Origin of the sequence: Peribacillus sp. NPDC097284 (genome assembly GCF_044761765.1) — a bacterium.
Lineage (GTDB): Bacteria > Bacillota > Bacilli > Bacillales > DSM-1321 > Peribacillus.
Genome location: NZ_JBIWCZ010000001.1, coordinates 322,309 through 347,572, shown reverse-complemented (window position 1 = coordinate 347,572; position 25,264 = coordinate 322,309). Strand labels below are relative to the sequence as shown.

Here is a 25,264-nt window from a genome sequence, read left to right as displayed (position 1 = left end):
AGACAAAGCTATGACTACTTTTAAGCGAGCCAAAGGTTTTTGGCTCTCGATCGTCCTATCACTGATCTTTTTCGCCGTGGTCCAGGTACTGATCGGCGGCGGTTCTTTGAATCCTTTTTATCAAAATACGCTCATGTTCATCGGAATCAATATTATTTTGGCAACGAGCCTACATTTAATCATCGGGATTACCGGTCAATTTTCAATCGGACATGCCGGATTTCTGGCCGTCGGTGCATACGCTTCAGCGGTCGTTACCATGAAGTTGCAAATGCCGTTTCCCCTGGCATTGATTATAGGTGGGTTGATCGCAGCGCTTGCCGGTTTGATCATTGGGATTCCAAGCTTACGTCTTAAAGGGGATTACCTGGCAATCGCGACCTTGGGGTTTGGAGAAATCGTCCGGATCGTGCTCTTGAATATTGACTATGTAGGCGGGGCAAGCGGAATGCAAGTATCGCATTTGACTACTTGGCCGTGGGTGTTCGGGTCCGTACTCATCACAGTCCTTGTCATCCGGAACTTTACAAGTTCGACACATGGAAGGGCCTGCATCTCGATCCGTGAGGACGAAACGGCAGCTGATTCGATGGGAATCAACACAACCTATTATAAAGTTGTCGCGTTTGCAATCGGTGCTTTCTTTGCTGGAATCGCTGGAGGGTTATATGCCCACAACTTCTATATTATCCAACCGTCGAACTTTGGGTTCTTGAAATCATTCGATATCTTAATTCTAGTCGTACTCGGTGGACTTGGAAGCTTATCCGGTTCCGTATTGGCAGCTATCCTTCTTACGGTCGTCACGACATTCCTGCAAGACTATCCAGAAACAAGAATGATCATTTACAGCCTTGTTCTGATTGTGATGATGATTTATCGTCCACAAGGCTTGATGGGAACGAAAGAAATAACGTCCATGTTCAATCGTAAAGGAGGCAGCAGCCATGGCAACAACAAAAACACCGCTGCTTAAAGTCGACTCGGTCGGCATCCAGTTTGGAGGGCTTAAAGCGGTATCCGATGTTAACGTCGAGTTGTATCCGGGGGAATTGGTCGGTTTAATCGGACCGAATGGAGCTGGGAAAACGACATTTTTCAACCTATTGACTGGGGTTTATGTCCCGACTGAGGGCACCATTTCCCTAGACGGGGAAAACTTAAGGAAACGTCCGCCCTATAAAATCACGCAAAAAGGAATCAGCCGGACGTTCCAGAATATCCGTTTGTTCAGTGAACTTTCGGTGATTGATAACGTAAAAGTAGCCTATCATTCTCTTTCGAAACATAGCATTGTCAGTTCCATCTTGCGTTTCCCCACCCATTTTAGAGGGGAACAGGAAATGGAGGAAAAGGCCATTGAATTCCTGAAGATCTTCAATCTGGATCGATACAAGGATGAAAAGGCGAAAAACCTGCCGTATGGTCAGCAAAGGCGCTTGGAAATTGCCCGTGCCCTTGCCGCTAACCCAAAACTGCTCTTACTCGATGAACCGGCGGCCGGCATGAATCCCCAGGAAACACACGAACTCATGAAATTGATTGCGCTAATCCGTGAGAAATTTGACTTGACCGTGCTGTTGATTGAACACGATATGCCTCTTGTCATGGGTGTATGCGAGCGTATCTATGTGCTCGATCATGGCCAGTTGATCGCTCAAGGAAAGCCGGAAGAAATACGTAACAATCCAAAAGTCATCGAGGCCTATCTGGGCGAGGAGGTTTCATAATGTTAACAATCGAGGATATTAACGTATATTACGGGAACATACAGGCATTAAGGGGTGTCTCCCTCACAATCAACCAAGGTGAAATCGTCACCCTGATTGGGGCGAACGGAGCAGGTAAAAGTACGATGCTCAAGACGATTTCCGGCTTATTGAAACCGAAACAAGGAAAGATTCTTTATGAGAATCAATCAATCGGTGGCAAACCTGCCCAATCGATCGTGAAGATGGGAATCTCGCATGTCCCGGAAGGACGCCGTGTTTTCGCCAACATGACGGTGGAAGAAAACCTTCAACTAGGTGCTTATTTACGAAAAGACAAGGCAGAGATCAAAAAGGATATGGAAAAGGTATACGAACTATTTCCACGCTTGCTTGAGAGACTTAAGCAACAATCGGGAACCCTTTCTGGCGGAGAGCAGCAAATGCTCGCCATGGGTCGGGCCCTTATGGCAAAGCCGCGTCTGCTCTTATTGGATGAGCCTTCGATGGGACTTGCACCGTTACTGGTAAAACAGATTTTCAGCATCATAGAAGAAATCAATAAAACGGGTACGACGATTCTGCTTGTCGAGCAAAATGCGAATCTTGCATTATCCATTGCAGATCGAGCGTATGTAGTGGAAACGGGCCGCATCGTCCTTTCTGGTCAAGCTGAGGAACTAACGGCGAGTGAAGAAATAAAGAATGCCTATTTAGGAGGACACTGAAACCGCAAATTGCGGTTTTTTCTTTTGATAAAAATGGAAATGATTCATATTGACTAGATGAAAAGATTAGTAAATCTATATCTATCAGTATACAATTTAGATAGAGGGAACTAATGAAAAGTACCCATAATAATCTATTGGAGTGATTCCATGCAAAAGTTATTTCGGTCCATCGTACCTATCGCACTTCTTTTAACATTTTTGCCGATTCAACAGCCAGAAGCCGTTTTTGCAGAGGAAGCTCCTAATGCCGATGGTGTCATTGTAAAATATAGAGAAACAAATGATGAGCCTATCAGCGAATTAATTGAAACGGTAGACATCCCTAAAGGGCAAACCACAGAAAAACTAATAGAGAAGCTTGAAGATCAGAAAAAGGTAGAGTATGCAGAGCCAAACTATCTTTTTAAAAAGATGGAAAGTCTGTCTGACCCCATTTTTAAGGATCAATGGCATCATCAAAAAATCGGGACGAAAGCTGCATGGAAAAAGACCATGGGCTCAAAAGAAATGATCGTGGCCATCATTGATGATGGCATTGACCGTAATCATGAAGATTTAAAAGGGAAGATTTATAAAGGTTATGATACTGTGCGTGAGAGAATGAATATCCTGCCCAAAGGAGAACATGGAACGCATGTTGCGGGCATCATTGCCGGCTCTGCTAACAATAAACTAGGAGGCGCAGGTGTGGCCCCTACTATAAAAATTATGCCGATTAACGTTTTTGATGGGAAATATGCAGATACGGTCGATATCATAGAAGCCATCCATTATGCAATCGAAAACGGAGCCGACATAATTAATATGAGTCTAGGAGAGACCTATTATTCAAAAGCGCTAGATAAAGCGGTCCAGGAGGCGTATAAAGAAGGGGTTCTGATTATTGCGGCGGCTGGAAATGAAGGGGATTTGAAAAAGAGCAACAAACGTGTATACCCTGCCGCATTCAGTCATGTCATTTCGGTGGGTGCCACCACATCAAAAGATAAGCGCGCCACTTATTCCAATTACGATTCATCGGTGGATATTACAGCCCCCGGGGATAAAATCCTTTCAACGTTTCCTTATAATCGATATGCCTTTATGAGCGGAACGTCCATGGCGACACCCGTTGTTACCGGTGTAGCCGCATTGATTTGGTCCAATGAACCGAAACTTTCCCAATTAGCGGTGGAATATCGATTATATGACTCGGCTGTCGATCTAGGCACAAAAGGAAAAGATGTCTATTATGGTAACGGGCGTGTCAATGCAAAAAAGGCACTTGAGATGAAGACCCTCAGTAGACCTTCTGTGACAGGCATCTCAGATAGGGATACAAAGATTAAAGGGACGATACCTAGCCAGTTTACAACCGGAACCGTCTCCATTTATACGAAGAAAATAACACTAGCCACGGTGAAAATCAACGGGGAAAAGACATTTTCAGCGACGGTTGAAAAACAGAAGGCTGGCCAGAAAGTGTATGTACGATTAGTCGATAAAACAGGTAATAAAAGCGTGCCGGTCTTCCTTACCGTTACCGATAAAACCGCACCACCTAAGCCGACAGTAAATGCTGTGGGTGACAATACGACAAAGGTGACGGGGAAAGCGGAAGCGAGTTCCAAAGTGACCGTCCAAACGGGAACCACTACGCTTGGAAAGGCAACCACTAACAGCTCAGGCACATTCACCGTGACGATGACGAAAAAGCAAAAGGCTGGAAAAGTGCTGACTTTAATCGCAACCGATAAAGCAGGAAACAAAAGCCCTGCCAAAAAGGTGACGGTCAAGGATAAAACCGCCCCAAGCATGCCGACAGTCAATAAAGTCACGCCTAAAACAACAAAGGTGACAGGGAAGGCAGAAGCAAGCTCCACCGTATATGTCAAAGCATCGGGCAAAGTCATTGGCTCTGCCAAAGCTACGAACAAAGGTAGCTTCACGGTCAAGATTGCCAAGCAAAGTGCCGGGAAAATCGTGTATGTCTACGCAAAAGACGAGGCAAAGAATGCAAGTAAGTCAAGAAAAGTGACCGTGAAAAAGTAAAATTATAATAGAAAGGAAGCCTCCGAGAATCTTGGAGGTTTTTTTGTACTAAATACCGTGAAATAAGTATATGCATTAGTTGATAACTTGGTAAATTTATAGTTCATGAGTACGGGGAAGAGGGGATGAGTATGAAGCGGATGTTTTCTTTATTGGTTATCATCGCCTTTTGCATCCAAATTGGCGTTGGTAACGGTCCACCTACACTAGCAGCTGAACAAGCCAATCCAACCGCGATTGAAACAGATCGGGTCATTGTCAAGATGAAGCCTTCAGCCAAAGAAGGTAGTTTGAAAAAGTACAAGGTGAGCGAGAAAACGATAGATCAACAGGGTCTGTTGAAAACGATGGAAGTCCCGGATGACACAAGCCTAGTTGGTTTTATAAGGAAGCTAGAAAAAGATAAAAATATTGAGTACGTGGAACCAGATCATCTCATTCAATTGATGAAAAAACCGAGTGATCCCCATTATACGAAGCAATATCATCACAAGTTGATCCAAACCGAGAAAGCCTGGGACAAGACGAAGGGCTCGAAAAGTATTATAGTGGCCGTCATTGACAACGGGGCAGACCTTAATCATCCCGATTTAAAAGGAAAATTCTTTGCTCCCTATAACATGGTGAACTTTAGCCCCCATTTGCCGGCAGGAGAACATGGAACACATGTGGCCGGAATCATTGCGGCTACGATGAATAATGGAGCTGGCGGAACGGGTGTCGCCCCGAATACTAGAATCATGCCAATCAATATATTTAGGGGAGAATATGGCTATTCCTCTGATCTCATCTATGCCATTTATTATGCCGTGGAATATGGGGCCAATATTATCAATATGAGTTTAGGAGGCTTCAATTATTCTTATAGTGAAGATCAAGCCATCCAGTATGCCCATGATATGGGATTGGTCATCGTTGCCGCAGCTGGAAATGAAGATACTTACTGGAACAGTTATCCCGCTTCCTATGAGAACGTCATTTCCGTCAGTGCGACGTCAAAGAAAGATCGAATTGCCGACTATTCCAATTATGGAACCAATATTGACTTGGCTGCACCAGGTGATTCGATTTATTCAACGCTTCCTTATAAATCGTATGGGTATATGACAGGAACCTCGATGGCCGCGCCTATCGTCACTGGGGTCGCAGCCTTGGTCTGGGGGAACAAGCCCACCTTGAAGAATACGCAGGTCGAAGAACGCCTATTCAGCACGTCCGATGATCTGGGTAAAAAGGGAAAAGACGATCTTTACGGAAATGGGCGTATAAATGCCAAAAGGGCCGTGAACTACGTCGCAAAGCCAACCGTTCATACAGTCAAGGACAATGCTAAAACAATTACAGGAAAAGCTGAAAAAGGCTCGACCGTTACCGTTAAAAAAGGAAGCAGCCAGCTCGGAAAAGCAAAAACCAACAGTGCGGGAACATTTAAAGTTACGATGAAGACAAAACAAAAAGCAGGAACCAAGCTTTCCGTTACGGCCAAAAGCAAAGCGGGATATTCCAGCAAAGCAAGAACCGTAACTGTGGTCAAAGCGAAAAAATAAACAGAAACAGCCTCCGGAATTAACCGGGGGCTGTTTAATATAAGATGATTAAACATTGTCACTTCATAAATAAAAGGATAACTCAACCACGCAAACAGCAATAATTCAACCATGCAAGGTGAAATAGGCAACTATACTACTAACAGTCCGGGTAAATTGGACAATAAAAATTAGTTAATAGTGAAAGATTAAATTCAGGGAAATGTAATAGATGGTTTTTTAATGCCATGATATTCAAAAACAATATTATTGTTATGAAAATCAAAAAATGGTAAATTAAACTAAAATAACGATAAAAAAGACTGCAATGGCAGAGGGATTTTTTAAATACTTGACATTCTCATTTTCAGAGGAGATAGATGGCAGAAAAATCATAATCACCGAAAGTTTAGCTAGGGTAAAGTTCGCCGCTTTCAAAGAGATTTAAATAATCGTTTCCGTAATTAACCATACATAAGACCTCTTTGACACTCCCAAATTTTTTTAGAAGTTAACTTTTATTTAATAGATGCTCTCAAAAGTTGAATTAAGATTGAAGGATAAAACTAAAAGAGTTCATGGAAGGACTATCAAATGATGAATCGTAAGTGGGTATTCCCGGCTTTGCTTATTTTATGGGCAATGCTGATTTTCTCCTTTTCCTCACAGACATATGAAGAACAGAGTCTTGCTTCTTTTTTAGGACGGTTCAATACGCCCTATTGGTATGAATTGCTTGAGGGTATTTCCTTTTTGTATGGTGGTGTTGAGGTGAGTGCTCATACCGCTGGGGTGGATGGTTTTTTCGAGTTTTTCATTCGAAAGGGTGCGCATCTTTTTATCTTTTTTGTATTCGGATTTTTGACATTTGGTGTTTGGCGGGATTTTGTGAAGAATAAGTTTATTAGCCTTTCGGGTGCACTTGTTTGCGTGCTATTTTATGCGAGTGCTGATGAATTGCATCAAAAATTCACCGGTGGGCGAACGCCTTTGATGCAGGATGTTATAATCGATACGTTCGGGGGACTGTTAGGTATTTTGTGTTTTTTTATAGTCAATAGATGGTGGAGGCGCCGTAAGAAGTATGTTTAATAAGCAAGCTTCTTTTTTTGTCGTTTTTCTCATGGATATAATGTAAGGATAGGATAGCCTTTCTGAAGGTGATGAAGATAAGAAGACATAATAGGAAAATGGCAGGAATGATGGCTCTTTTTTCCCTGATTGTAGCTTTCGGTGGCTGTATTGTTTTCCTTTGGCCCAGTGGACCAGAACGATTAGTGGATGAGTTCTATGCGTACGAGAGTGAGGCGGAATTCGGGAAGTCGTGGGATTTATTGAGTGCTGAAATGAAGCTGCGGTTTCCGGTTCGTGCTGATTATGTGCAAAATCGGGCTCATGTCTTCTTGCAGCATATGGATGTGGAAACCTTTCAGTATGAAGTGGGACGTTCAAAGAAAGTGAAGGATTGGAGCATGGGGAAAGGTGGCAAGGTCCATAAAACAGCGTACAGGGTTCCTGTCACACAGATGTTTGAGTCTCACTTTGGTGTGTTTACCATCGAACAGGATTGTTATGTAGTGAAGGAAAAAGACGAATGGCGTCTGTTTTGGGATTATCGATTTGAATAGATGCCTCTCCTTTTTCAACATTTCGCTCCTTTTATCGAAAAGGGAGAGGATATTTATAAGGGAATTGACGGATTAAAGTATTAATCATGAAGCATATTTCATTCTAGAGCGATCACTGATGGCCTTCAGAATAAACATTTTGTCTTGTTTGCTTAACATTGCCCAACTACCTGCCTTGATTTTCATACAATCCACTCCTTTTATTTGTTTGAAATGTTTAAATCTAAGCATGATGATTCACATGACCTTGTGTCTAATGAAAGTTGATTCTCGTAATGAAAGGTTCAAGGGGAAGAAGGAATTTCTTAGCTCTTATTAGATTATACCGTCTTTTCCCCTCTAATAAACAACAAAAATTCCAACAAATCTCTACAATGGGTGTCCGTTTTTTGTCAGAATGTTGGATGGGTAAAATGAAAAAGCTGTCTGGATGCGGTCCAGGCAGCTTTTTCGTTTTGCGTTATTTGACGGTTAAATGTTCCTTTAATTCTGTTTGAATCTTTTTTTGTTCTTCTTCCGACACGATATAGTAGTAGATTCCGTCGATTTTCGTTCCGGTACCGGTTATGGATGATTGGGAAATGTCATTGCTTGCGTCTCTATAGTTCTTTTGAATGTCCATCATGTCATCAAACGTCAAATTAGTCTGGATATTTTTACTTAGTGCGTCGAATACGTCGTCGTAACTCGTTAAGGTCGATACGCTCGCCCCTTCTTTAATGACAGCTTCGATAATGGCACGTTGTCTGGATTGACGCCCGAAATCACCATTTGGATCTTCATATCTCATTCTGGCATAGCTCAACGCCTCTTTACCGTTCAGTTCGATCATGCCTTTGTTGAAGGTCGTCCCCTCTTCAGTGAAGTTCAAATCATTTTGGACGGTGACACCGCCAACTGCGTCCACGATATCTTTAAAGCCTTCCATATTGATCTTCATATAATAGTCGATCGGGATATCAAGGAAATTCTCGACCGTATCCATCGCCATCGCGGCGCCACCGAATGCAAAGGCGTGATTGATTTTATCCTGGGTGCCATGTCCGACAATCTCAGTACGAGTATCTCGTGGGATGCTCAGCATCTTCACGGACTTCAATTTTGGATTGACGGTCAAGACAATCATCGTATCCGAGCGGCCTTTGTCGCCTTCCCGTTCATCGACACCGAGCATCAGCATGGAAAAAGGCTCATAATCCGATAATACGAGTTCTTTGGTCCGTTTATCTGTACTGCGCTCTATAGGTGTATGCATGGTTTCGACTGTCTTTGTTAAGGAATTCCATACGGAGAATGCAAAAGTCCCCCCGGCTAGTATAAAAAGAAGGACGATAATGCCGACTACTTTTGGCCATGTTCGTTTCTTTTTTTTCTTCTTTTCATGTCTCATCGTCTACTTCCTTCCTCACTTTATAATCACTTAATCTATTATAATAAATTAGTTATTTAAATAATAGGATTTTTGGTATTTTATAGTATATTTGACAATGCATGTGTAGTCGTGTACTATTTAACTAACACAGTGGTAAAGGGGATGGGGAAGTGAAAGCGTTTAGAGGATTGATGCAAAAGGAGTGGCTGATCGGGAAGTCGGTTCTTCTTTGGTTGCTGCTGGCCCAGGCGGGGTTAGTGTTTGTTGCCTATTTACTTGCGAAGTATTTCGAAGTGGCTGGTTTGTTTTACATCAGTTCACCGATGGTCATGTTGATGCATCCGCTGATAATGATTTTCCTTATATGTAGTCGTTTGAATGTGGAAGGGAAGGCACAAGTCTGGTTGTATAATCCACAGTCTTCCGGGATGCTACTAGGTAGTAAATTGTTGATCAGTGTACTGTTCCAGGGGATGTCATTGCTGTTTGCCTGCCTGCTCACTTTTGTGACCATGAGGATTCCGACGAGCAATTTTGGTGTGAGTTTTCACACGGAGAGTATGATGTCATTCTATAATTTACTCCAAATGGGTATTTTCTTGATGGCGGTCAGTCTTTTCCTTGCCCTGGTCATGTTATTTTTATGGGTGGTTTACCATGCATTGGCTCGGGTGTCAGCCATTAAACCGTTTCGTTGGCTGATCGTTTCCCTTCTATTTATAGGGATGGTCATGGTGGGGAGCTGGTATGAAAGTACGGCTGTTTATCAACAAATGGATACGGTCTGGGTCGTGGACGTTTTGAGTGACTCTTCATTTACCATGTCGGCTGATAATTTGAAATTTTATCTAAATACGGGAGGCATATCCCTTCTGACAACCGGGTTGGATATCATCACGTTAGTGTTATTATTCCTAGCTTCATGTTGGCTGCTGGACCGAAAGATCGAGGTGTAAGTGTATGACAGAGGAGTTTCATGCGACAAAGCCGATTTATTTACAGGTAGCGGATCGAATTTGTTATTCGATTGTCCGCGGGGAGATAAAAAGTGGTGAAAAGCTACCATCGGTTCGGGAGATGGCTATTCAAACAGGCGTTAATCCAAATACGATACAGCGCACGTATGCTGAGATTGAAAGGGATGGAATTGTGGAGACAAAAAGGGGGCAGGGAACATTCGTTAAAAATGATCCAACCTTGATCGCTTCGTTACGGGTGCGGATCCAAACGGAAATCATGGAAACGTTCGTGGAAAATATGAAAGAGATTGGCTTGTCAAAGCCGGAAATGCTCACGGCGGTACAGGCATTTTTGACAGAACGGGGTGATGTGGAATGATGATTGAAATGCAGGAAGTGACGAAGAAGTATGGAAAAATTGTGGCACTGGATCGTGTTTCACTTTCGTTTGATGTAGGAAAGATTTATGGTGTGTTAGGGGCCAATGGAAGCGGTAAGTCGACCCTGCTCAAACTGATTGCCGGTTTGGTGAAACCGGATCATGGTGAGGTGACGGTCGAGGGAGATAAGGTAAGCAGGAGGATTGCCTCTTGCGTGTCGTATTTGACGGAGTTAGATTTTTTCTACCCCGCGTTTACGGTTGGTCATTATATTGATTTTCATGCTTCGCAGTTTACGGATTTCAATCATAAAAAGGCCATGGAAATGCTGGCATTCATGAAGCTGGATGTTTCAAAGAAAGTCAGTTCTATGTCGAAGGGAAACAGGGGCCGTCTTAAATTGGTGCTGGCGTTGTCACGGGAGGCACCAATCGTATTATTGGATGAACCATTTTCAGGCTTGGATGTGATGGTTCGTGAAGAGATTGTTCGCAGCCTGCTTACGTATATTGATTTTGAAAAACAAACGGTCATCATCACGACGCACGAAATCGATGATATCGAGAAGGTCCTGGATGAAGTGCTATTGATCCAGGATGGGCAAATCATTGCCAAAGAGGAAGTGGAAGGCATCCGTGAAAGAAACGGGGAATCGGTAGTGGGATGGATGAAAGCACATTATAGGTGATTAGTAGGACTCCAAATGAGGATTTGGGGTCTTTTTATTGTAAAAAAGCTTTTGGGTATAATTACCACATAAGAAAATGTTGATAAACTTATGGATTAATAGGAAAATATAACTAATATCATTTAACTACTAATTTACATATGAAGGGAAATGAAACGTGTGCGGAAACAGAGGTATATAAGGTTTTTGATGATGTTTGGTGCTTGCATCTTTATGTTCTCAGTGGCAGGAAAAGCGGATGTACATGCGGCTTCGACCGTGAATCAAGCTAAAACGATTAACATGAACAAGATGTATAAGGGTTCTTTAGCTAATAAGAAGGAGATTTTGTATAAAGTAATTTTAACTGAGCCGGGAAATGTCACGTTATCGATCAAACGGAATGCCAAGACCTCTTTTGAGGGACATATCCAGAATAGTAAAGGCTACATCTATACGTTCGTTTATACGAAAAGACAGGATGATACATACGGGTTTGATGAAGTGCAAGTAGGTTTGCCTAAAGGGACGTATTATGTGCGGATCAACAATAGTGGCGGGCAAGGCTCCAAAGCGGATTATCAATTTTCCACGAAATATACAAAAAGCCAGTATTACGAAAAAGAGTCCAATGATAAGGTAGCTACAGCGAATGCCATCAACCTGAATGCCACATATAAAGGGGTCATTAGTCACTCTGATGATCGCGATTACTTTAGATTCGTCGTTCCGCAAAATGGAAATGTCACATTGAATATGAAACAAAAACGGGACACGATATGGCGTGGATCTATCCAAGATCGTTCCAATAAAAAGTTGGCAGAATTAAATTCGAATGAAAATGGAAGTCTCACAACCTATATGAAAAAAGGGACCTATTACTTCGTGATGGAAAACTATGATGATTCCGTCGATGTTCCGTACGAGTTTACGATTTCAGATAGGACCAGTTCATTAAAGGCTTCCCAAATCAATGTGACGAACAATACAGGCAAAGCGGATAGTGTAAAGGTAAGCAGCCTGAAAAAAGGTGATGTCGTCACGGTGTATGATGTGAAAAGTAAAGGGAATGTCATAGCGAAAACGACGGCGAAAGGCACTTCAGTGAGTTTTAAGGTCAGCCAGCTTGGCAAAAAGACAGGTAAGGTCTACGTGACCGTGATGAAATCACCCTTGAGGGAAAGTGATCGTGTCGCCCAAACGTTTAAGGGCGAAACCTCGCCTTCTGTGAAAACAAGTCAGGTCAAGGTGACGAATCATAAGGGAAAAGCCGATACCGTGGTCATCAGTTCCCTTGCCAAAGGCGATGTCGTGAAGATTTACAAGGCAAAAAGCAAAGGAAGCATGTTGGTGAAAGGGACGGCGAAAGGCAAAAAGCTAACTCTTTCTATAAAGCAGCTCGGTAAGAAATCGGGCAAAGTGTACGTGACAGTAACCAAGTCAGGACAGCAGGAAAGCGGGAGAGTGGCTGTTTCCTATAAAAAAGAAAAATAAGAGGTGACCTCGGATGAAAATCCGGGGTCATTTTTTTTAGGAAGGCCTGTTCATGGTTATTTTACGTGTAATCTCTCTAGGTAAACGACGATTTACTAGAAAATGGGTGCTTAGAAGAGTCCGCAATAGAAAGAAGGCGCATATATATGCAGTACGGATATCACTAAAGTATAAATAACTATTGGAGGCTAAAGGAAAAATGGCAGAAATAATTAGTTTACCGTACCTTCAAGCTTTGCAGGGGAAATTTGTAAGAGTATTTAAAGGCGGGCCTGATTCAAGAGAAGGCAGGCTGATAGAAGTGAATGATGAGTATATCGTCCTTCTGACTGAAGAGAAGCAACTCGTGTATTATACGATTGCCCAACTGAAAATCGTGGTTGTTAATGCAAAAAAATCTCAAGAGGATGTACTCCCTCCTTTTGATGATGGCTATGCATTTCCGCCAACGTTCGTCGGCTTATTGGAAACATTAGATAACCGATTCGTTCAGGTGAACGGCGGTGGCCCAGCTTCAAAAATCGGCCAGATCGTCGAGGTAACTACAGAATATATCGTGTTATCGACTAAGAAGGACGGGCTCGTTCTATTCCCGATTGCTCTTATTAAGAGCGTAGCGATTGTGGAGGTTTCCTTCCGTTCCACATGGCCGGAGTTTCCGGATGTTCCTAACGATACCCTGAATGGAGCTCTTACTCAATTGATTTACTCCTGGATTTCGGTTCATGCAGGTGGCCCTGAAAAGGTTGAGGGTGTCTTGATACAAGTTGAAGAAGACTATATTGTTGTCGTGAATAAAGACGAAATATTTTATATCACGACAGATCAAATCCAATCCATCGGACTATTTTTCCCAAGGGAGAATGATGGTGGGGGGAAAGATAAGGACAAAGATAAAAACAAAGAAAGCTCTTCCCATGAGAGTTCCTCGAGAGAAAGTAGCTCTCATGAAAGTTCATCAAGTGAAAGCAGTTCCAGTGAAAGTTCATCAAGTGAAAGCAGTTCCAGTGAAAGTTCATCAAGTGAAAGCAGTTCCTATGAAAGTTCATCATCATGTGAAAGTAGCTCTCATGAAAGTTCTTCATGTGAATGTATAGCCCCTGAAAGTTCATCAAGTGAAAGCAGCTCTTATGAGAGTTCATCATCATGTGAGAGCAGTAGTTCGTATGAAAGTTCATCCTCATGTGAGAGCAGCAGCTCGTTTGAAAGTTCATCCTCATGTGAAAGCAGCAGCTCACCTGAAAGTTCAGATGAATGTAAGAAACGTCGTCGCCGTCATAGAAAGGATAAAAACCGTACGCGTGTCAATACGTTTAAGAAAATCTGGCTTGAGAACCTAATTAAAGTTTCAAAGACAACTCTATAAAGAATCGACCACACAGGTACAGCAACCAATGAAGTTGTTGTGCCTTCTTATTAAAAAGGGACAGGCATATGGGTTGTCCAAAAGGTGATCAAGGGCATGGGCGATTATTGGACTAGACCTAGGGGTGATTCCTATAGCGAATCTCTGAAACAAGTCGGAGTGTCCCAAATTAGGACAGGATTCAAGAACGATTCCTCGCCATAAGGAAGGAAAGGTGGATTATATTTGTTTTCTAAATATATTGGACAGTATATGGAGCTAGAACTCTCAGGAAATATTCTTGTGTTTGGGAATTTAATAGAAGAAAGTACGGATATCTTAGTCCTATACACGGGAGAGGTGTACCGTTATGTACCGCAGCGACACATTAAGAATTATTCTTTTCCCATAATAGATGAAGGGATTGAAGGAGGAGAGGACCCGGAAATCAGTGAGACGTCATTTCGTAAGATGCTGATGAATGCGAAAGGGCTCTTTGTTGAGATTTTGCTCACGAAAAACAAACCCATCCATGGCTATATCGTGGGTATCATGAATAATTATTTCATTTTTCATTCTCCTGCCTATAAAACGATGTTCATCTCCATGGAGCATGTAAAGTGGCTAACGGTCTGTGATGATGAAAAGGGGCCATACGGATTGAGTAAAAGCGAGCAGCTTCTTCAAGTTTCCAGTCTAAGCTGGGCGCGTACTTTGGAGGAACAACTGAAAAAATTGACAAATAAATTGGTGGTACTCGATTTAGGGCAGCACCCGATGGACATAGGGAGAATCATACAATTGAAGGATGGTCTCATCCATATGATGGATGCTCAAGGCGAAGAGTTTTATGTAAATATGCGGCATGTGAAGAGCTTTCAGTTTCCACAATGAATAACTCCGGATCTACTACGATCCGGAGTTATTTCTTTTTCTCTATATTCTCATAGACCGATGCGAGGGCTTGTTCGAATTTCCCACTCTTTTTCGGTTGATAGTATTTTTTGTTGCGTAGTTTGTTCGGTAGGTACTGTTGTTTCACCCATCCGCTTTCATAATCGTGCGGATAGAGATAGTCGACGCCGCGGCCCAGGTCGGTAGCCCCTTTATAATGGGCATCTTTAAGGTGATCGGGTACATCGCCGCTATGGCCGGCGCGGATATCGGCGAGTGCCGCGTCAATTGCTTTATAGGCGGTATTCGATTTAGGCGATAGACAAAGCTCAATCACCGAATTGCTAAGCGGGATCCGGGCTTCCGGAAAACCGAGACGCTCGGCTGCCTCGACTGCAGAAAGGGCGCGAGGACCAGCTTGAGGGTTCGCCAGGCCAATGTCCTCATACGCGATGACGACCAAGCGACGGGCGATGCTGACAAGGTCACCGGCTTCTATCAATCGGCCCAAATAATGGAGGGCCGCATTCACGTCGCTGCCACGGATTGATTTTTGGAAGGCAGATAGGACGTCATAATGGGCATCACCATCCTTGTCATGCGAAAAGCTCTTTTTCTGCATGCACTCTTCGGCAATTTTTACATCGATGACAATCGTTTCGGATTCGTCAGGCTCAGTAGAAATGACCGCGAGCTCTAGAGCGTTAAGGGCGCTGCGGACGTCCCCGTTCGAAGCTGTCGCAAAATGTGCCAGAGCATCGGTGCTGACATCTGTTTGATAGTGACCGAGACCACGTTCCTCATCTTGTAATCCACGTTCGAGGGCTTTGATGATATCAGTGACTTCCAGAGACTTTAGTTCGAAAATCTGGCACCTGCTGCGGATGGCCGGGTTGATTGCATGATAAGGATTGCTTGTCGTCGCACCAATCAAGGTGATCATCCCATTTTCAAGGTAGGGAAGGAGGAAATCCTGTTTCGCTTTATCCAGGCGGTGGACCTCATCGAGCAGCAGGATCACTTTGCCGGACATCTTGGCTTCGGCAGCGACGATTTCCATGTCTTTTTTATTATTGGTTACAGCATTCAGTGTCCGGAAGGCAAACTTCGTGCTGCCGGCAATGGCGCTCGCAATGGACGTCTTGCCGATGCCGGGAGGACCGTACAGAATCATCGAAGATAGCTGTTTGGCCTTGACCATCCTCGCGATGATTTTCCCTTCACCGACGAGATGCTCCTGCCCGATGACTTCATCAATCGAACGGGGCCGCATCCGGAAAGCAAGCGGTTTAATATTCATGACGCACCTCTCCTTTTTATATAAGGTATCACAAACAAAGGGGAAAATGCTCAGAATATGCGTTTGGGGAGGGGAATTCGACGGTTGTGGGGGAGAATTCGACCACGTGAGGCAATAATTCAACCACAACAAGAGATAATTCGACCACGTGAGGCAGTAATTCAACCACGGAAGAATATAATTCAACCACGATGTTAAGTCTTCAATTTTAAATGGTATACTCGTCCTTTCGTAACACCTGTATGAGGCAAGTCCATAGACTTAAGCAGTTTATTTGCAGTTGATGCAGAATGGATATGGAGAAATTCCCTTAATTGTTGGTTAGTAATGGTGGGCTTTATGAGGAAGAAATAATCTTGAAGCGATGAAAGGTGAGCATCTTTTGATTTGTTTGAGCAGGAATGGCAGATCCAGATTCCATTTTTCCTTTTCATTGGATAGGACGAACATCGAGGGCAGAAAACGCCTGTTTTTAGATCGGTTATAGGAATTTTATAGTTCTCCAGAAGATTGGGTATAAGAGGTGTATGGGCCTTCAATAAATGATTGGTAACTTTTTTCAGCTCTTTTTTTGTTAATTTCTCTTCGTCATGCTTTTTTATGAACTCTCTAATTTTATGATATAGAAAATCTCGGCGTATGACTACTTTAGAAGTAATATCTTTATTTTCAGCAGTTACTACTGAGGATGAGTTCGAACTAACTACTAAAGTTTCGATTGGGATTGACCAGTTTTTTGTTTTTAACCACTCGATTAGTAGGGAGCGCTGGCGATTCACTTGTAAAATAGGGTCATCAAAGGCCTCTCTTTGACCATCTGACTTAGTGCGGATTAGTTGATTGAACCCTTTGTCAAAGTATAGCTCACCAGCAATGTTCTTCACTTCAAGAATTAGGATAAAGCATGGAGTGAGTAGCAAAATGTCCATTTGAAAGGGATAGGGAGAGGCGAGTAGACGAAGGTCATGAAAGATTAGATACTTTTTTTCAGGAAGGGATTTTAGAGCATGAATCACTCGATGTTCGCCTTTGTAACCTGCCATGTTTCTGTTAAAGTCTGAACTTAGGACGGGGTGAATTGGATGGGTGATGGGCAATCGTTTAATAAGCGCCTGTATCATCTGAAGTTTTATAGGAATCTCGCAATCTTTAACAATCAAAGTAATTTCTCCTCTCAATCGTTTACCTATAGATTCTTCAATTCTTACCTTTTTTCCTATTCTTTTCAAAAGTAAATATGTCAAATTTTAGAACGAGTTAGGAATTCGACCACCTTAGTTGATAATTCAACCACGCAAGGGAGTAAATCAACCACAACTAAAGATAATTCGACCACACAGGACAATAATCCAACCACCGGCATTACCATCCAACCCCTTTACCTACCTTTCCAATTAGAATAATTTGACAAATGGAGGGTGGGTGAATGCATTTCTACTGGGTATATGCTATAATTTCAAGAGAATTTAGTAACGGATTAATAATTTGAGGTGTATATAAATGAAGATATCTACTAAAGGCCGGTATGGCTTAACGATCATGATTGAGCTTGCTAAGCATTATGGTGAAGGTCCGAAGAGTTTGAAGTCGATCGCTCAAACGCATAATTTGTCTGAGCATTATTTGGAGCAGTTGATTGCGCCCCTTCGCAATGCAGGATTGGTGAAGAGTGTTCGTGGTGCATATGGCGGATATGTCTTGTCGAAAGATCCTCATGAGATTACTTCTGGTGATGTGATTCGCGTGTTGGAAGGACCGATTACCCCGGTTGAAGGAATTGAGGATGAAGAGCCGGTGAAACGCCAGCTTTGGATCCGGATTCGCGATGCGGTTAAAGAAGTCCTTGATAATACGACGCTCGTGGATTTGGCGAATTACAAGGACAATGGTGAAACAAACGATTATATGTACTATATTTAATTGGGGCCACAGTTTAATATGAAGCAAAAATACCTATTCAAAAGGGTTCTATCTTACAACCATTATTGGACTACCGGTTGATTTAAAGGTAAAATCCTATGTGAATAGGCATTTTTTTGCAAGTTTCATTTTATTAGTAAACACGAGAGTCAGGTTAATCATAGAGCATTGCCTAACTATTCTATGGAGGCGACAAAAAAGTGAACAGAATATATTTAGATCATGCTGCGACTTCACCGATGCATCCGAATGTGATTGATAAGATGATGACGGTCATGAGCCATGACTTTGGGAATCCGTCGAGCATTCATGCGTTCGGGAGGGAGGCACGTCATGTTTTAGATGAAGCGCGTTCGAATATTGCCGCAAGTATCAATGCGGGACGGAATGAGATCATTTTTACAAGTGGTGGAACGGAAGCGGATAATACGGCAATTATCGGGGCTGCGCATGCGAATGAGAAAAAAGGCAAGCACATCATTACAACAGAGATTGAACATCATGCAATTCTGCATACCTGTCAATTCCTTGAGAAGTCTGGCTTTGAGGTCACGTATTTACCTGTGAATGAAGAGGGGCTCATTTCGATTGCTGATTTAAAAGCGGCATTGCGGGACGATACGATTTTGGTTTCCGTCATGTTTGGCAATAATGAAGTGGGTTCGATCCAGCCGATTGCTGAAATCGGACAACTCTTAAGGGAGCACCAGGCCCTTTTCCATACGGATGCGGTGCAGGCTTATGGTTTGATTCCTATCGATGTCCGGGAGCTGGGCGTGGATTTATTGAGTGTTTCCGCTCATAAAATCAATGGACCAAAAGGAACCGGTTTCTTATATATGCGTGATGGATTGAAGTTCGCCCCTCATTTATACGGTGGGGAACAGGAACGGAAACGGCGCGCTGGTACGGAAAGTGTCCCGGCAATCGCTGGTTTTTCCGAGGCCGTTTCCATTGCCCAAAGTACGATGAAGAGTAAAACGGAGCAATACAACTCTTTCAAAGACGTATTGCTTGCCGTTTTTGACAAGGCAGAGGTACAATATGAAATTAACGGATCGAGGGAGCACGCACTTCCACATGTGTTGAATGTCAGTTTTCCTGGTACGAATGTTGAATCGATGCTCGTTAATTTGGACTTGGCCGGCGTCGCGGTATCAAGCGGATCTGCTTGTACGGCGGGGTCCATTGAACCTTCGCATGTTTTAGTCGCGATGTTTGGAAAAGGCTCGGAGCGGACGAAGAATGCGATTCGTTTCAGCTTTGGTCTGAACAATACCGAGCAGGAAGTCAGGGAAGCGGCAGAAATAACCGTGAAGATCGTTAAAAGATTAGTACAACAATAAATTTTTGTAAATAGATGAGGTGACAGAATGAAGAAAGCACCACAAGACACCCGCGTCGTCGTTGGGATGTCAGGGGGCGTCGATTCTTCTGTGTCTGCCCTGCTTTTGAAAAATCAAGGCTATGACGTGGTCGGGATTTTCATGAAAAACTGGGATGATACGGATGAAAACGGGGTCTGTACAGCAACGGAAGATTACAATGATGTGATTGCGGTTTGTAACCAAATCGGTATTCCTTATTATGCGGTCAACTTTGAAAAGCAGTATTGGGATAAGGTTTTCACATACTTCTTGGAGGAGTACAAGGCGGGCCGGACACCGAATCCGGACGTGATGTGCAATAAGGAAATCAAGTTCAAGGCTTTTCTTGAGCACGCGGTGAGCCTGGGTGCCGATTATGTAGCCACAGGTCACTATGCACAGGTCAAGTACCAAGATGGCGAGTACAAGATGCTTCGCGGCGTGGATAATAATAAGGACCAAACATACTTCTTGAACCAGTTAACGCAAACACAGCTGGAAAAAGTCATGTTCCCTCTTGGACATATCGATAAGAAGGAAGTCCGTGAAATTGCGAAGGAAGCGGGTCTTGCGACGGCAACGAAGAAAGACTCAACCGGTATTTGCTTTATCGGGGAACGGGATTTTAAAGGCTTCTTGAGCACATATCTACCGGCACAGCCTGGTCAAATGACCACGATGGACGGAAAGGTCATGGGTACACATGATGGCTTGATGTATTATACAATCGGTCAGCGCCATGGTCTTGGTATTGGTGGAAGCGGCGAGCCTTGGTTCGTAGCGGGTAAAGACTTGAAACGCAATGTTTTATATGTGTGCCAAGGCTTTAACAATGATGTGCTTTACTCTGATTCACTGAAAGCTGTGAAGATGAGCTGGGTTGCCGAACACATGCCAGCCACTGAATTTACGTGTACGGCTAAATTCCGGTACCGCCAAGTGGATAGCGGCGTTTCGGTGAAAGTCCTGGAAAACGGGGATGTCGAAGTCGTATTTGACGAGCCGGTCCGGGCAATTACGCCAGGGCAATCCGTCGTATTCTATGACGGTGAAGTATGCCTAGGCGGCGGTACGATTGATGAAGTGTTTAAAAAAGGTGAAAAACTGACCTACGTAGGGTAAAATAAGCATGTCCCCAGCTGTATTTGCGGTTGGGGATTTTGTTTGCATTGTAGAAAGACCTGAAATGGCGTCAATGATATACATAAAAAATGTGATAGCATATGCTATACTTTTCAATAAAAAATGGAGCGTGAATTAGGATGGATAAGAATCAACAAGGTATTGAGTTTATGCAGCAAGGAAAATATGAGGAAGCGGCGAAGGTTTTTAATGAGGCAATTGAGGAAAACCCGACTGAGCCAGTTGCTTACATAAACTTTGGAAATGTGCTGACTGCGGTTGACGAGACGGATAAAGCCGTTAAGTTCTATAAAAAGGCAATCGAACTCGATGAAAATGCAGCGGCTGCTTATTATTCATTAGGGAACTTATATTACGAAGTGGATTCTAAGTTGGTTGAAGCGAAGGATATGTTTGAAAAGGCAATCCGTTTGGGCCTTGATAACAGTGATGCTTACTTTATGCTCGGACTGACATTGATGGCGTTGGACCAGCCAAAATTGGCGATGCCTTATCTGCAAAGAACGGTTGAATTGAGTCCCGAGGATGTGGATGCAAGATTCCAATTCGCGCTTTGCCTGGCCAATGCGGAATTATATGATGAGTTAATCAAGCAGTTGAATATCGTGGTGGAACAAGATCCTGGTCATGCAGATGCCTATTATAATCTAGGTGTGGCATATGCAGGGCATAAGGAAGATTCCAAGGCTGCCATCGGTTATTTTGAAAAGGCACTGGAAGCACAGCCAGATCATATGCTAGCGGCCCATGGTAAGAAGCTGATGGAAGAAATGGCTGCTGAATAAATAGAATGGAAAAAAGCATGGGAAGGGTGGGGAGAAGCGTTGGCTCAGCAGGATTCGATGGATTTGTTTTCTGAAGAGAAGATGTTTATGAAAGGCCGTCATTTGGTGACGATTTTTCATAACGAAGATAATATGTATTCGGTTGTCAGAATCCGTTTGGATGAAACAAATTTGAATTATGATGAGAAGGAAGCGGTCGTTACCGGGTATTTTCCGAGGATGCATGAGGACGAGGTGTATATATTCTATGGGGCCCTGAAGGAGCATCCCAGGTTTGGCCTTCAATTCCATGTGGAACAATTCCGGAAAGACCTTCCCCGATCCAAGGAAGGCGTCGTCAGTTATTTATCCGGTGAACTATTCAAGGGCATCGGGAAAAAGACTGCCGAGAGCATTGTTGAAAAGCTGGGGGAGAATGCCATTTCCAAAATTCTGGCCCAGCCATCCATTCTTGATGATATTCCGAAGCTGACAGGTGAAAAGGCGAAAAGTCTTTACGATACATTGGTCGAGCACCAGGGCCTCGAGCAGGTGATGATTGCCCTGAATCAATATGGCTTTGGTCCACAGTTATCGATGAAGATTTATCAAACGTATAAACAGGATACCGTCACAATGCTTCAAGGGAATCCCTACAAGCTTGTGGAGGATATAGAAGGGATTGGTTTTGGACGTGCCGATGAGCTTGGCCATCAGCTAGGCATTTCAGGAAGCCATCCCGATCGCATCAAGGCTGCCTGCTTATATACGCTTGAATCTCAATGCTTACAGGATGGAAACATCTACATAGAGGCCGAGCGGTTATTAGAAGCCGTCAAACGGTTGCTAGAGGAAAATAAGCGGGACCGAATAGAGTTTACGAATATTTCCTCGGAAATAATCGAATTGACCGAGCTGGGCAAAATTATTGTTGAAGACCAACGTATTTACTTGCCGTCCCTCTACTATTCGGAGAAGGGAATCGTAGCGAACATAAAGCGCTTGCTAGCCCAAACGGAGTACGAAGACCAGTTTCCAGAATCGGAATTCCTACTTGCGCTTGGAAAGCTGGAAGAACGGCTCAATGTTTCCTATGCTCCTGCACAAAAAGAAGCGATCCAAACGGCGCTCCAATCGCCGATGTTGATTTTGACGGGTGGTCCAGGTACGGGGAAGACGACTGTCATTAAAGGAATCGTCGAGTTGTATGCGGAACTTCATGGGGTTTCGATGGACATCCACGATTATAAAAAAGAAGGGGCAGATCCTTTTCCATTCGTCCTAGCGGCTCCTACAGGTCGAGCGGCAAAACGGATGGCAGAGTCCACTGGACTTCCGGCGGTGACCATTCACCGATTGCTTGGATGGAACGGAAGCGAGGGTTTTGCTCATGATGAAGATAATCCACTCGAAGGACGAATTGTCATCATTGATGAAGTGTCCATGGTGGATACGTGGTTGGCTCAGAAGTTATTTAAAGCGTTGCCGGAAAATGTCCAGCTGATTTTGGTGGGCGATGAAGATCAGCTTCCATCGGTGGGACCAGGTCAAGTGCTCAAGGATCTGCTCGGGTCAAAGTGTGTGCCCACTGTCAGTCTTGAACATATTTACCGTCAGGCAGATGGTTCATCGATCATTGAACTCGCTCATGATATTAAAAAAGGCCGGCTTCCTGACGATGTGACGAAGCAGCAGGCGGATCGCTCGTTCATTCGTTGTCAGACCGGACAAATCGCTCAGGTGATCGAGAAGGTCGTCGCGAATGCCAGGACGAAGGGCTTCACGGCCAAGGATATTCAGGTGCTGGCGCCGATGTACCGGGGGCCTGCAGGAATTGACGCTTTGAATAAGATGCTGCAAGAAGTATTCAATAGCAATAAGGATGAAAAGCGTCGCGAAATCAAATTCGGTGATGTCGTCTACCGGACGGGTGACAAGGTTCTCCAGCTGGTGAATCAGCCGGAGGAGGGCGTCTTCAATGGAGATATGGGTGAAATCATCTCGATTCTGTTCGCAAAGGAAAATACGGATCATGTAGATAAGGTGATCATCTCGTTTGAAGGCATTGAAGTGACCTACACGAAGCAGGACCTGAACCAGATTACGCACGCGTATTGCTGTTCCATCCATAAATCACAGGGAAGCGAATTTCCGATCGTGATTTTACCTGTCGTGAAAAGTTACTACCGGATGCTACGCCGGAACTTATTGTATACAGCCATAACGCGAAGCAAAAGCTTCCTGATCCTGTGTGGTGAAGAAGATGCTTTCCGCCTGGGTATCGAGCGCAACGATGAAATGCGCAGGAAAACGACCTTGCTTGAAAAGCTCCGGGAAACCTTGGATGGGGATTTCTCTGTTAAGGAAGTTGTAGGATTGGATGGAAAAGCAGGAGTGCCGGAACATGAGGAAAGCTATCTTGATGTACTCCTGCATGCAGATCCAATGATCGGTATGGGCAATGTTACGCCATATGATTTTATGTAGCCGAAGATTAAATCTTCGGCTTTTTGTCTAGATTTAGTTTATAACTCATAGTTTTAGTGGAATAAATATAGAATGTAATTATACTTAGAAACAAAATAAGGGGGAAACAGTATGAAAAAAGGTTGGTTAATCGGACTAGTTGTCGTGGTCCTGCTTATCATTTTTGGCGCGACTTCCTATAACAGCCTCGTCAGCAGCAGTGAAGATGTGGACAATAAGTGGTCACAGGTGGATAACCAATTAAAACGAAGGGCGGATTTAATCCCGAACCTTGTGGAAACGGTAAAAGGTTATGCCTCACATGAAACGGAGGCCATTAAAGCGGTCAGTGATGCCCGCGCGAAGTTAGCCGGTGCCAATACCACCGAGGATGCGATCGGTGCTGATCAAGAACTGAGCGGGGCATTGAGCCGCCTCTTGGTGGTAGTGGAGAAGTATCCAAACCTTAAGGCCAATGAGAATTTCAAAAGTCTTATGGATAGCTTGGAAGGAACGGAGAACCGCTTGACTGTGGCGAGAAAAGATTATAACGACCAGGTCACCTCGTATAACAAGGAAATTAAACGTTTTCCAAAGAACATGATGGCAGGTGCATTTGGCTTTGATGCGAGACCGTATTATGAAGTGAGTGAACAAGACAAAGAAACACCAAAGGTTGATTTCGGGAGCGATAAGTAATGAAAAAGCTTGCTGTGTTTGCGCTCCTTTTCCTTTTCACTTTCAACTTTGCAAACGTAGTCTCAGCAGAACCGAATATCCCAAAACCAGTTGGTGACATCTATGTCCAGGACTTTGCCGGCGTCTTGAATGATCAGGAAAAAGCCGAGTTAATTGAGTTGGGAAAAAGGTTGGAGGATGCCAGCAAAGCACAGGTTGCCGTGTTGACCGTCGATTCCATGGAAGGCTCCGAAATCGAAGAATATTCTGTGGAAGCTTTAAGGTCATTCAAACTCGGCGATGCGGAATTGAACAATGGAGTCCTTATTGTCCTCGCTGTCGAGGAAAAGAAAATTCGGATCGAAGTGGGGTACGGATTGGAAGGGGCCATTACGGATATCCAATCAGGACAGATATTGGACAATGTGGCCATTCCGCATTTGAAGGCGAATCAATACAATCTTGCTCTGACTGAAACATATAAGGCCGTCTATAATGAGGTTTTACAAGAGTACAATCTAGGGGAAGACTTTTATCAAGATTATGCCGTACAACCGGAAGAAAACACTCAGCTATCGGGCATTCAGATTTTCCTCATCATCATCGTAGCGATTATTGTGGTCTTTTTGGATGCTAAACTTTTCAAAGGATTTTTCCTTCAAACCTTACTCAATATCCTCTTGATGTTCATCAGTCGCGGAGGCGGAGGGGGCGGCCGTGGCGGTGGCGGTCCTCGAGGCGGAGGCGGAGGAAGCTCGGGAGGCGGAGGTTCCAGCAGGGGTTGGTAGAAAGGCAGGACCGGGAAACCGGTCTTCAGAGTGTAGACAAAAGGGGGGTGGAATTATTAAGTTCCGCTCCCCTTTTGAAATTCCTTTCGAATCTTTGCCTAA

General features: G+C 43.7%; 23 protein-coding genes. 20 read left to right on the top strand and 3 right to left on the bottom strand.

Features of this window, described 5'->3' with window-relative positions; translation table 11 throughout:
• Positions 1–10 precede the first annotated feature (10 nt).
• From ACIQXU_RS01830 to ACIQXU_RS01800, 7 genes are all read left to right on the top strand, one after another.
• On the top strand, positions 11–976 hold the full coding sequence (locus ACIQXU_RS01830; RefSeq protein WP_402869795.1) for a branched-chain amino acid ABC transporter permease: 966 nt from the start codon (positions 11–13) through the stop codon (positions 974–976).
• Entirely contained in the window at positions 948–1,730 is a 783-nt protein-coding gene (locus ACIQXU_RS01825; RefSeq protein WP_402958253.1) for an ABC transporter ATP-binding protein, read from the top strand. The genes ACIQXU_RS01830 and ACIQXU_RS01825 overlap by 29 nt, the downstream gene beginning before the upstream one ends.
• Positions 1,730–2,437, top strand: coding sequence for an ABC transporter ATP-binding protein (locus ACIQXU_RS01820; RefSeq protein ID WP_402869791.1), 708 nt, complete (start codon positions 1,730–1,732; stop codon positions 2,435–2,437). Before ACIQXU_RS01825 ends, ACIQXU_RS01820 begins: the two co-directional genes overlap by 1 nt.
• Positions 2,438–2,587: 150 nt before the next feature.
• Entirely contained in the window at positions 2,588–4,471 is a 1,884-nt protein-coding gene (locus tag ACIQXU_RS01815; RefSeq protein WP_402986403.1) for a S8 family serine peptidase, read from the top strand.
• Between the two features lie 131 nt (positions 4,472–4,602).
• Positions 4,603–6,018: a S8 family peptidase gene (locus tag ACIQXU_RS01810; RefSeq protein WP_402986400.1), complete on the top strand. Its 1,416-nt coding sequence runs from the start codon at positions 4,603–4,605 to the stop codon at positions 6,016–6,018.
• A 573-nt stretch (positions 6,019–6,591) separates the two neighbouring features.
• A complete protein-coding gene (locus ACIQXU_RS01805) occupies positions 6,592–7,089 on the top strand; it encodes a VanZ family protein (protein ID WP_402986397.1) in 498 nt (165 codons plus the stop codon).
• 107 nt (positions 7,090–7,196) lie between these two features.
• Positions 7,197–7,625 (top strand): hypothetical protein, encoded by a 429-nt coding sequence (locus ACIQXU_RS01800; protein ID WP_402986394.1) that lies wholly within the window; start codon positions 7,197–7,199, stop codon positions 7,623–7,625.
• A gap of 460 nt (positions 7,626–8,085) precedes the next feature.
• Here the strand turns inward: ACIQXU_RS01800 and tagU are convergent, their stop codons facing one another.
• The gene (gene tagU / locus ACIQXU_RS01795) at positions 8,086–9,015 is read right to left on the bottom strand and encodes a polyisoprenyl-teichoic acid--peptidoglycan teichoic acid transferase TagU (protein WP_402986391.1); all 930 of its coding nucleotides are present in this window, start codon (positions 9,013–9,015) and stop codon (positions 8,086–8,088) included.
• Positions 9,016–9,167: 152 nt separating this feature from the next.
• Between tagU and ACIQXU_RS01790 the strand changes: the two genes are divergently transcribed.
• The 6 genes from ACIQXU_RS01790 to ACIQXU_RS01765 all read left to right on the top strand — a co-directional run bounded on the left by ACIQXU_RS01790 (position 9,168) and on the right by ACIQXU_RS01765 (position 14,736).
• Positions 9,168–9,953 carry a hypothetical protein gene (locus ACIQXU_RS01790; RefSeq protein ID WP_402986389.1) on the top strand — a complete coding sequence of 262 codons (786 nt, stop codon included), beginning with the start codon at positions 9,168–9,170 and terminating at the stop codon, positions 9,951–9,953.
• Positions 9,954–9,957: 4 nt separating this feature from the next.
• A complete protein-coding gene (locus ACIQXU_RS01785; protein ID WP_402986387.1) occupies positions 9,958–10,335 on the top strand; it encodes a GntR family transcriptional regulator in 378 nt (125 codons plus the stop codon).
• The gene (locus ACIQXU_RS01780; RefSeq protein ID WP_402987339.1) at positions 10,335–11,024 is read left to right on the top strand and encodes an ABC transporter ATP-binding protein; all 690 of its coding nucleotides are present in this window, start codon (positions 10,335–10,337) and stop codon (positions 11,022–11,024) included. Before ACIQXU_RS01785 ends, ACIQXU_RS01780 begins: the two co-directional genes overlap by 1 nt.
• Positions 11,025–11,213: 189 nt before the next feature.
• On the top strand, positions 11,214–12,497 hold the full coding sequence (locus ACIQXU_RS01775) for a hypothetical protein (protein WP_402986384.1): 1,284 nt from the start codon (positions 11,214–11,216) through the stop codon (positions 12,495–12,497).
• Positions 12,498–12,696: 199 nt separating this feature from the next.
• Complete coding sequence (locus tag ACIQXU_RS01770; RefSeq protein ID WP_402986382.1) at positions 12,697–13,863, top strand: DUF2642 domain-containing protein; 1,167 nt, start codon at positions 12,697–12,699, stop codon at positions 13,861–13,863.
• Positions 13,864–14,088: 225 nt separating this feature from the next.
• Entirely contained in the window at positions 14,089–14,736 is a 648-nt protein-coding gene (locus tag ACIQXU_RS01765; protein ID WP_402986379.1) for a DUF2642 domain-containing protein, read from the top strand.
• A 28-nt stretch (positions 14,737–14,764) separates the two neighbouring features.
• Here the strand turns inward: ACIQXU_RS01765 and ACIQXU_RS01760 are convergent, their stop codons facing one another.
• Together ACIQXU_RS01760 and ACIQXU_RS01755 are read right to left on the bottom strand one after the other, a co-directional pair.
• Positions 14,765–16,036 carry a replication-associated recombination protein A gene (locus tag ACIQXU_RS01760; protein ID WP_402986376.1) on the bottom strand — a complete coding sequence of 424 codons (1,272 nt, stop codon included), beginning with the start codon at positions 16,034–16,036 and terminating at the stop codon, positions 14,765–14,767.
• A 194-nt stretch (positions 16,037–16,230) separates the two neighbouring features.
• Entirely contained in the window at positions 16,231–17,196 is a 966-nt protein-coding gene (locus tag ACIQXU_RS01755; RefSeq protein ID WP_402986373.1) for a nuclease-related domain-containing protein, read from the bottom strand.
• A gap of 340 nt (positions 17,197–17,536) precedes the next feature.
• Here ACIQXU_RS01755 and cymR point away from each other — a divergent pair, with 340 nt between their 5' ends.
• The 7 genes from cymR (at position 17,537) to ACIQXU_RS01720 (ending at position 25,162) form a co-directional block, all read left to right on the top strand.
• Positions 17,537–17,956: a cysteine metabolism transcriptional regulator CymR gene (cymR, locus tag ACIQXU_RS01750; protein ID WP_402869723.1), complete on the top strand. Its 420-nt coding sequence runs from the start codon at positions 17,537–17,539 to the stop codon at positions 17,954–17,956.
• 200 nt (positions 17,957–18,156) lie between these two features.
• Complete coding sequence (locus ACIQXU_RS01745) at positions 18,157–19,302, top strand: cysteine desulfurase family protein (protein ID WP_402958319.1); 1,146 nt, start codon at positions 18,157–18,159, stop codon at positions 19,300–19,302.
• Between the two features lie 27 nt (positions 19,303–19,329).
• Complete coding sequence (gene mnmA / locus ACIQXU_RS01740; protein ID WP_402986370.1) at positions 19,330–20,445, top strand: tRNA 2-thiouridine(34) synthase MnmA; 1,116 nt, start codon at positions 19,330–19,332, stop codon at positions 20,443–20,445.
• A gap of 140 nt (positions 20,446–20,585) precedes the next feature.
• Positions 20,586–21,251: a tetratricopeptide repeat protein gene (locus tag ACIQXU_RS01735; protein ID WP_402986368.1), complete on the top strand. Its 666-nt coding sequence runs from the start codon at positions 20,586–20,588 to the stop codon at positions 21,249–21,251.
• 39 nt (positions 21,252–21,290) lie between these two features.
• Positions 21,291–23,717 carry an SF1B family DNA helicase RecD2 gene (gene recD2, locus ACIQXU_RS01730; RefSeq protein WP_402986366.1) on the top strand — a complete coding sequence of 809 codons (2,427 nt, stop codon included), beginning with the start codon at positions 21,291–21,293 and terminating at the stop codon, positions 23,715–23,717.
• Between the two features lie 111 nt (positions 23,718–23,828).
• Positions 23,829–24,395, top strand: coding sequence for a LemA family protein (locus tag ACIQXU_RS01725; protein ID WP_402986363.1), 567 nt, complete (start codon positions 23,829–23,831; stop codon positions 24,393–24,395).
• Positions 24,395–25,162: a TPM domain-containing protein gene (locus ACIQXU_RS01720; RefSeq protein ID WP_402986360.1), complete on the top strand. Its 768-nt coding sequence runs from the start codon at positions 24,395–24,397 to the stop codon at positions 25,160–25,162. The genes ACIQXU_RS01725 and ACIQXU_RS01720 overlap by 1 nt, the downstream gene beginning before the upstream one ends.
• The last annotated feature ends 102 nt before the right edge of the window (positions 25,163–25,264 follow it).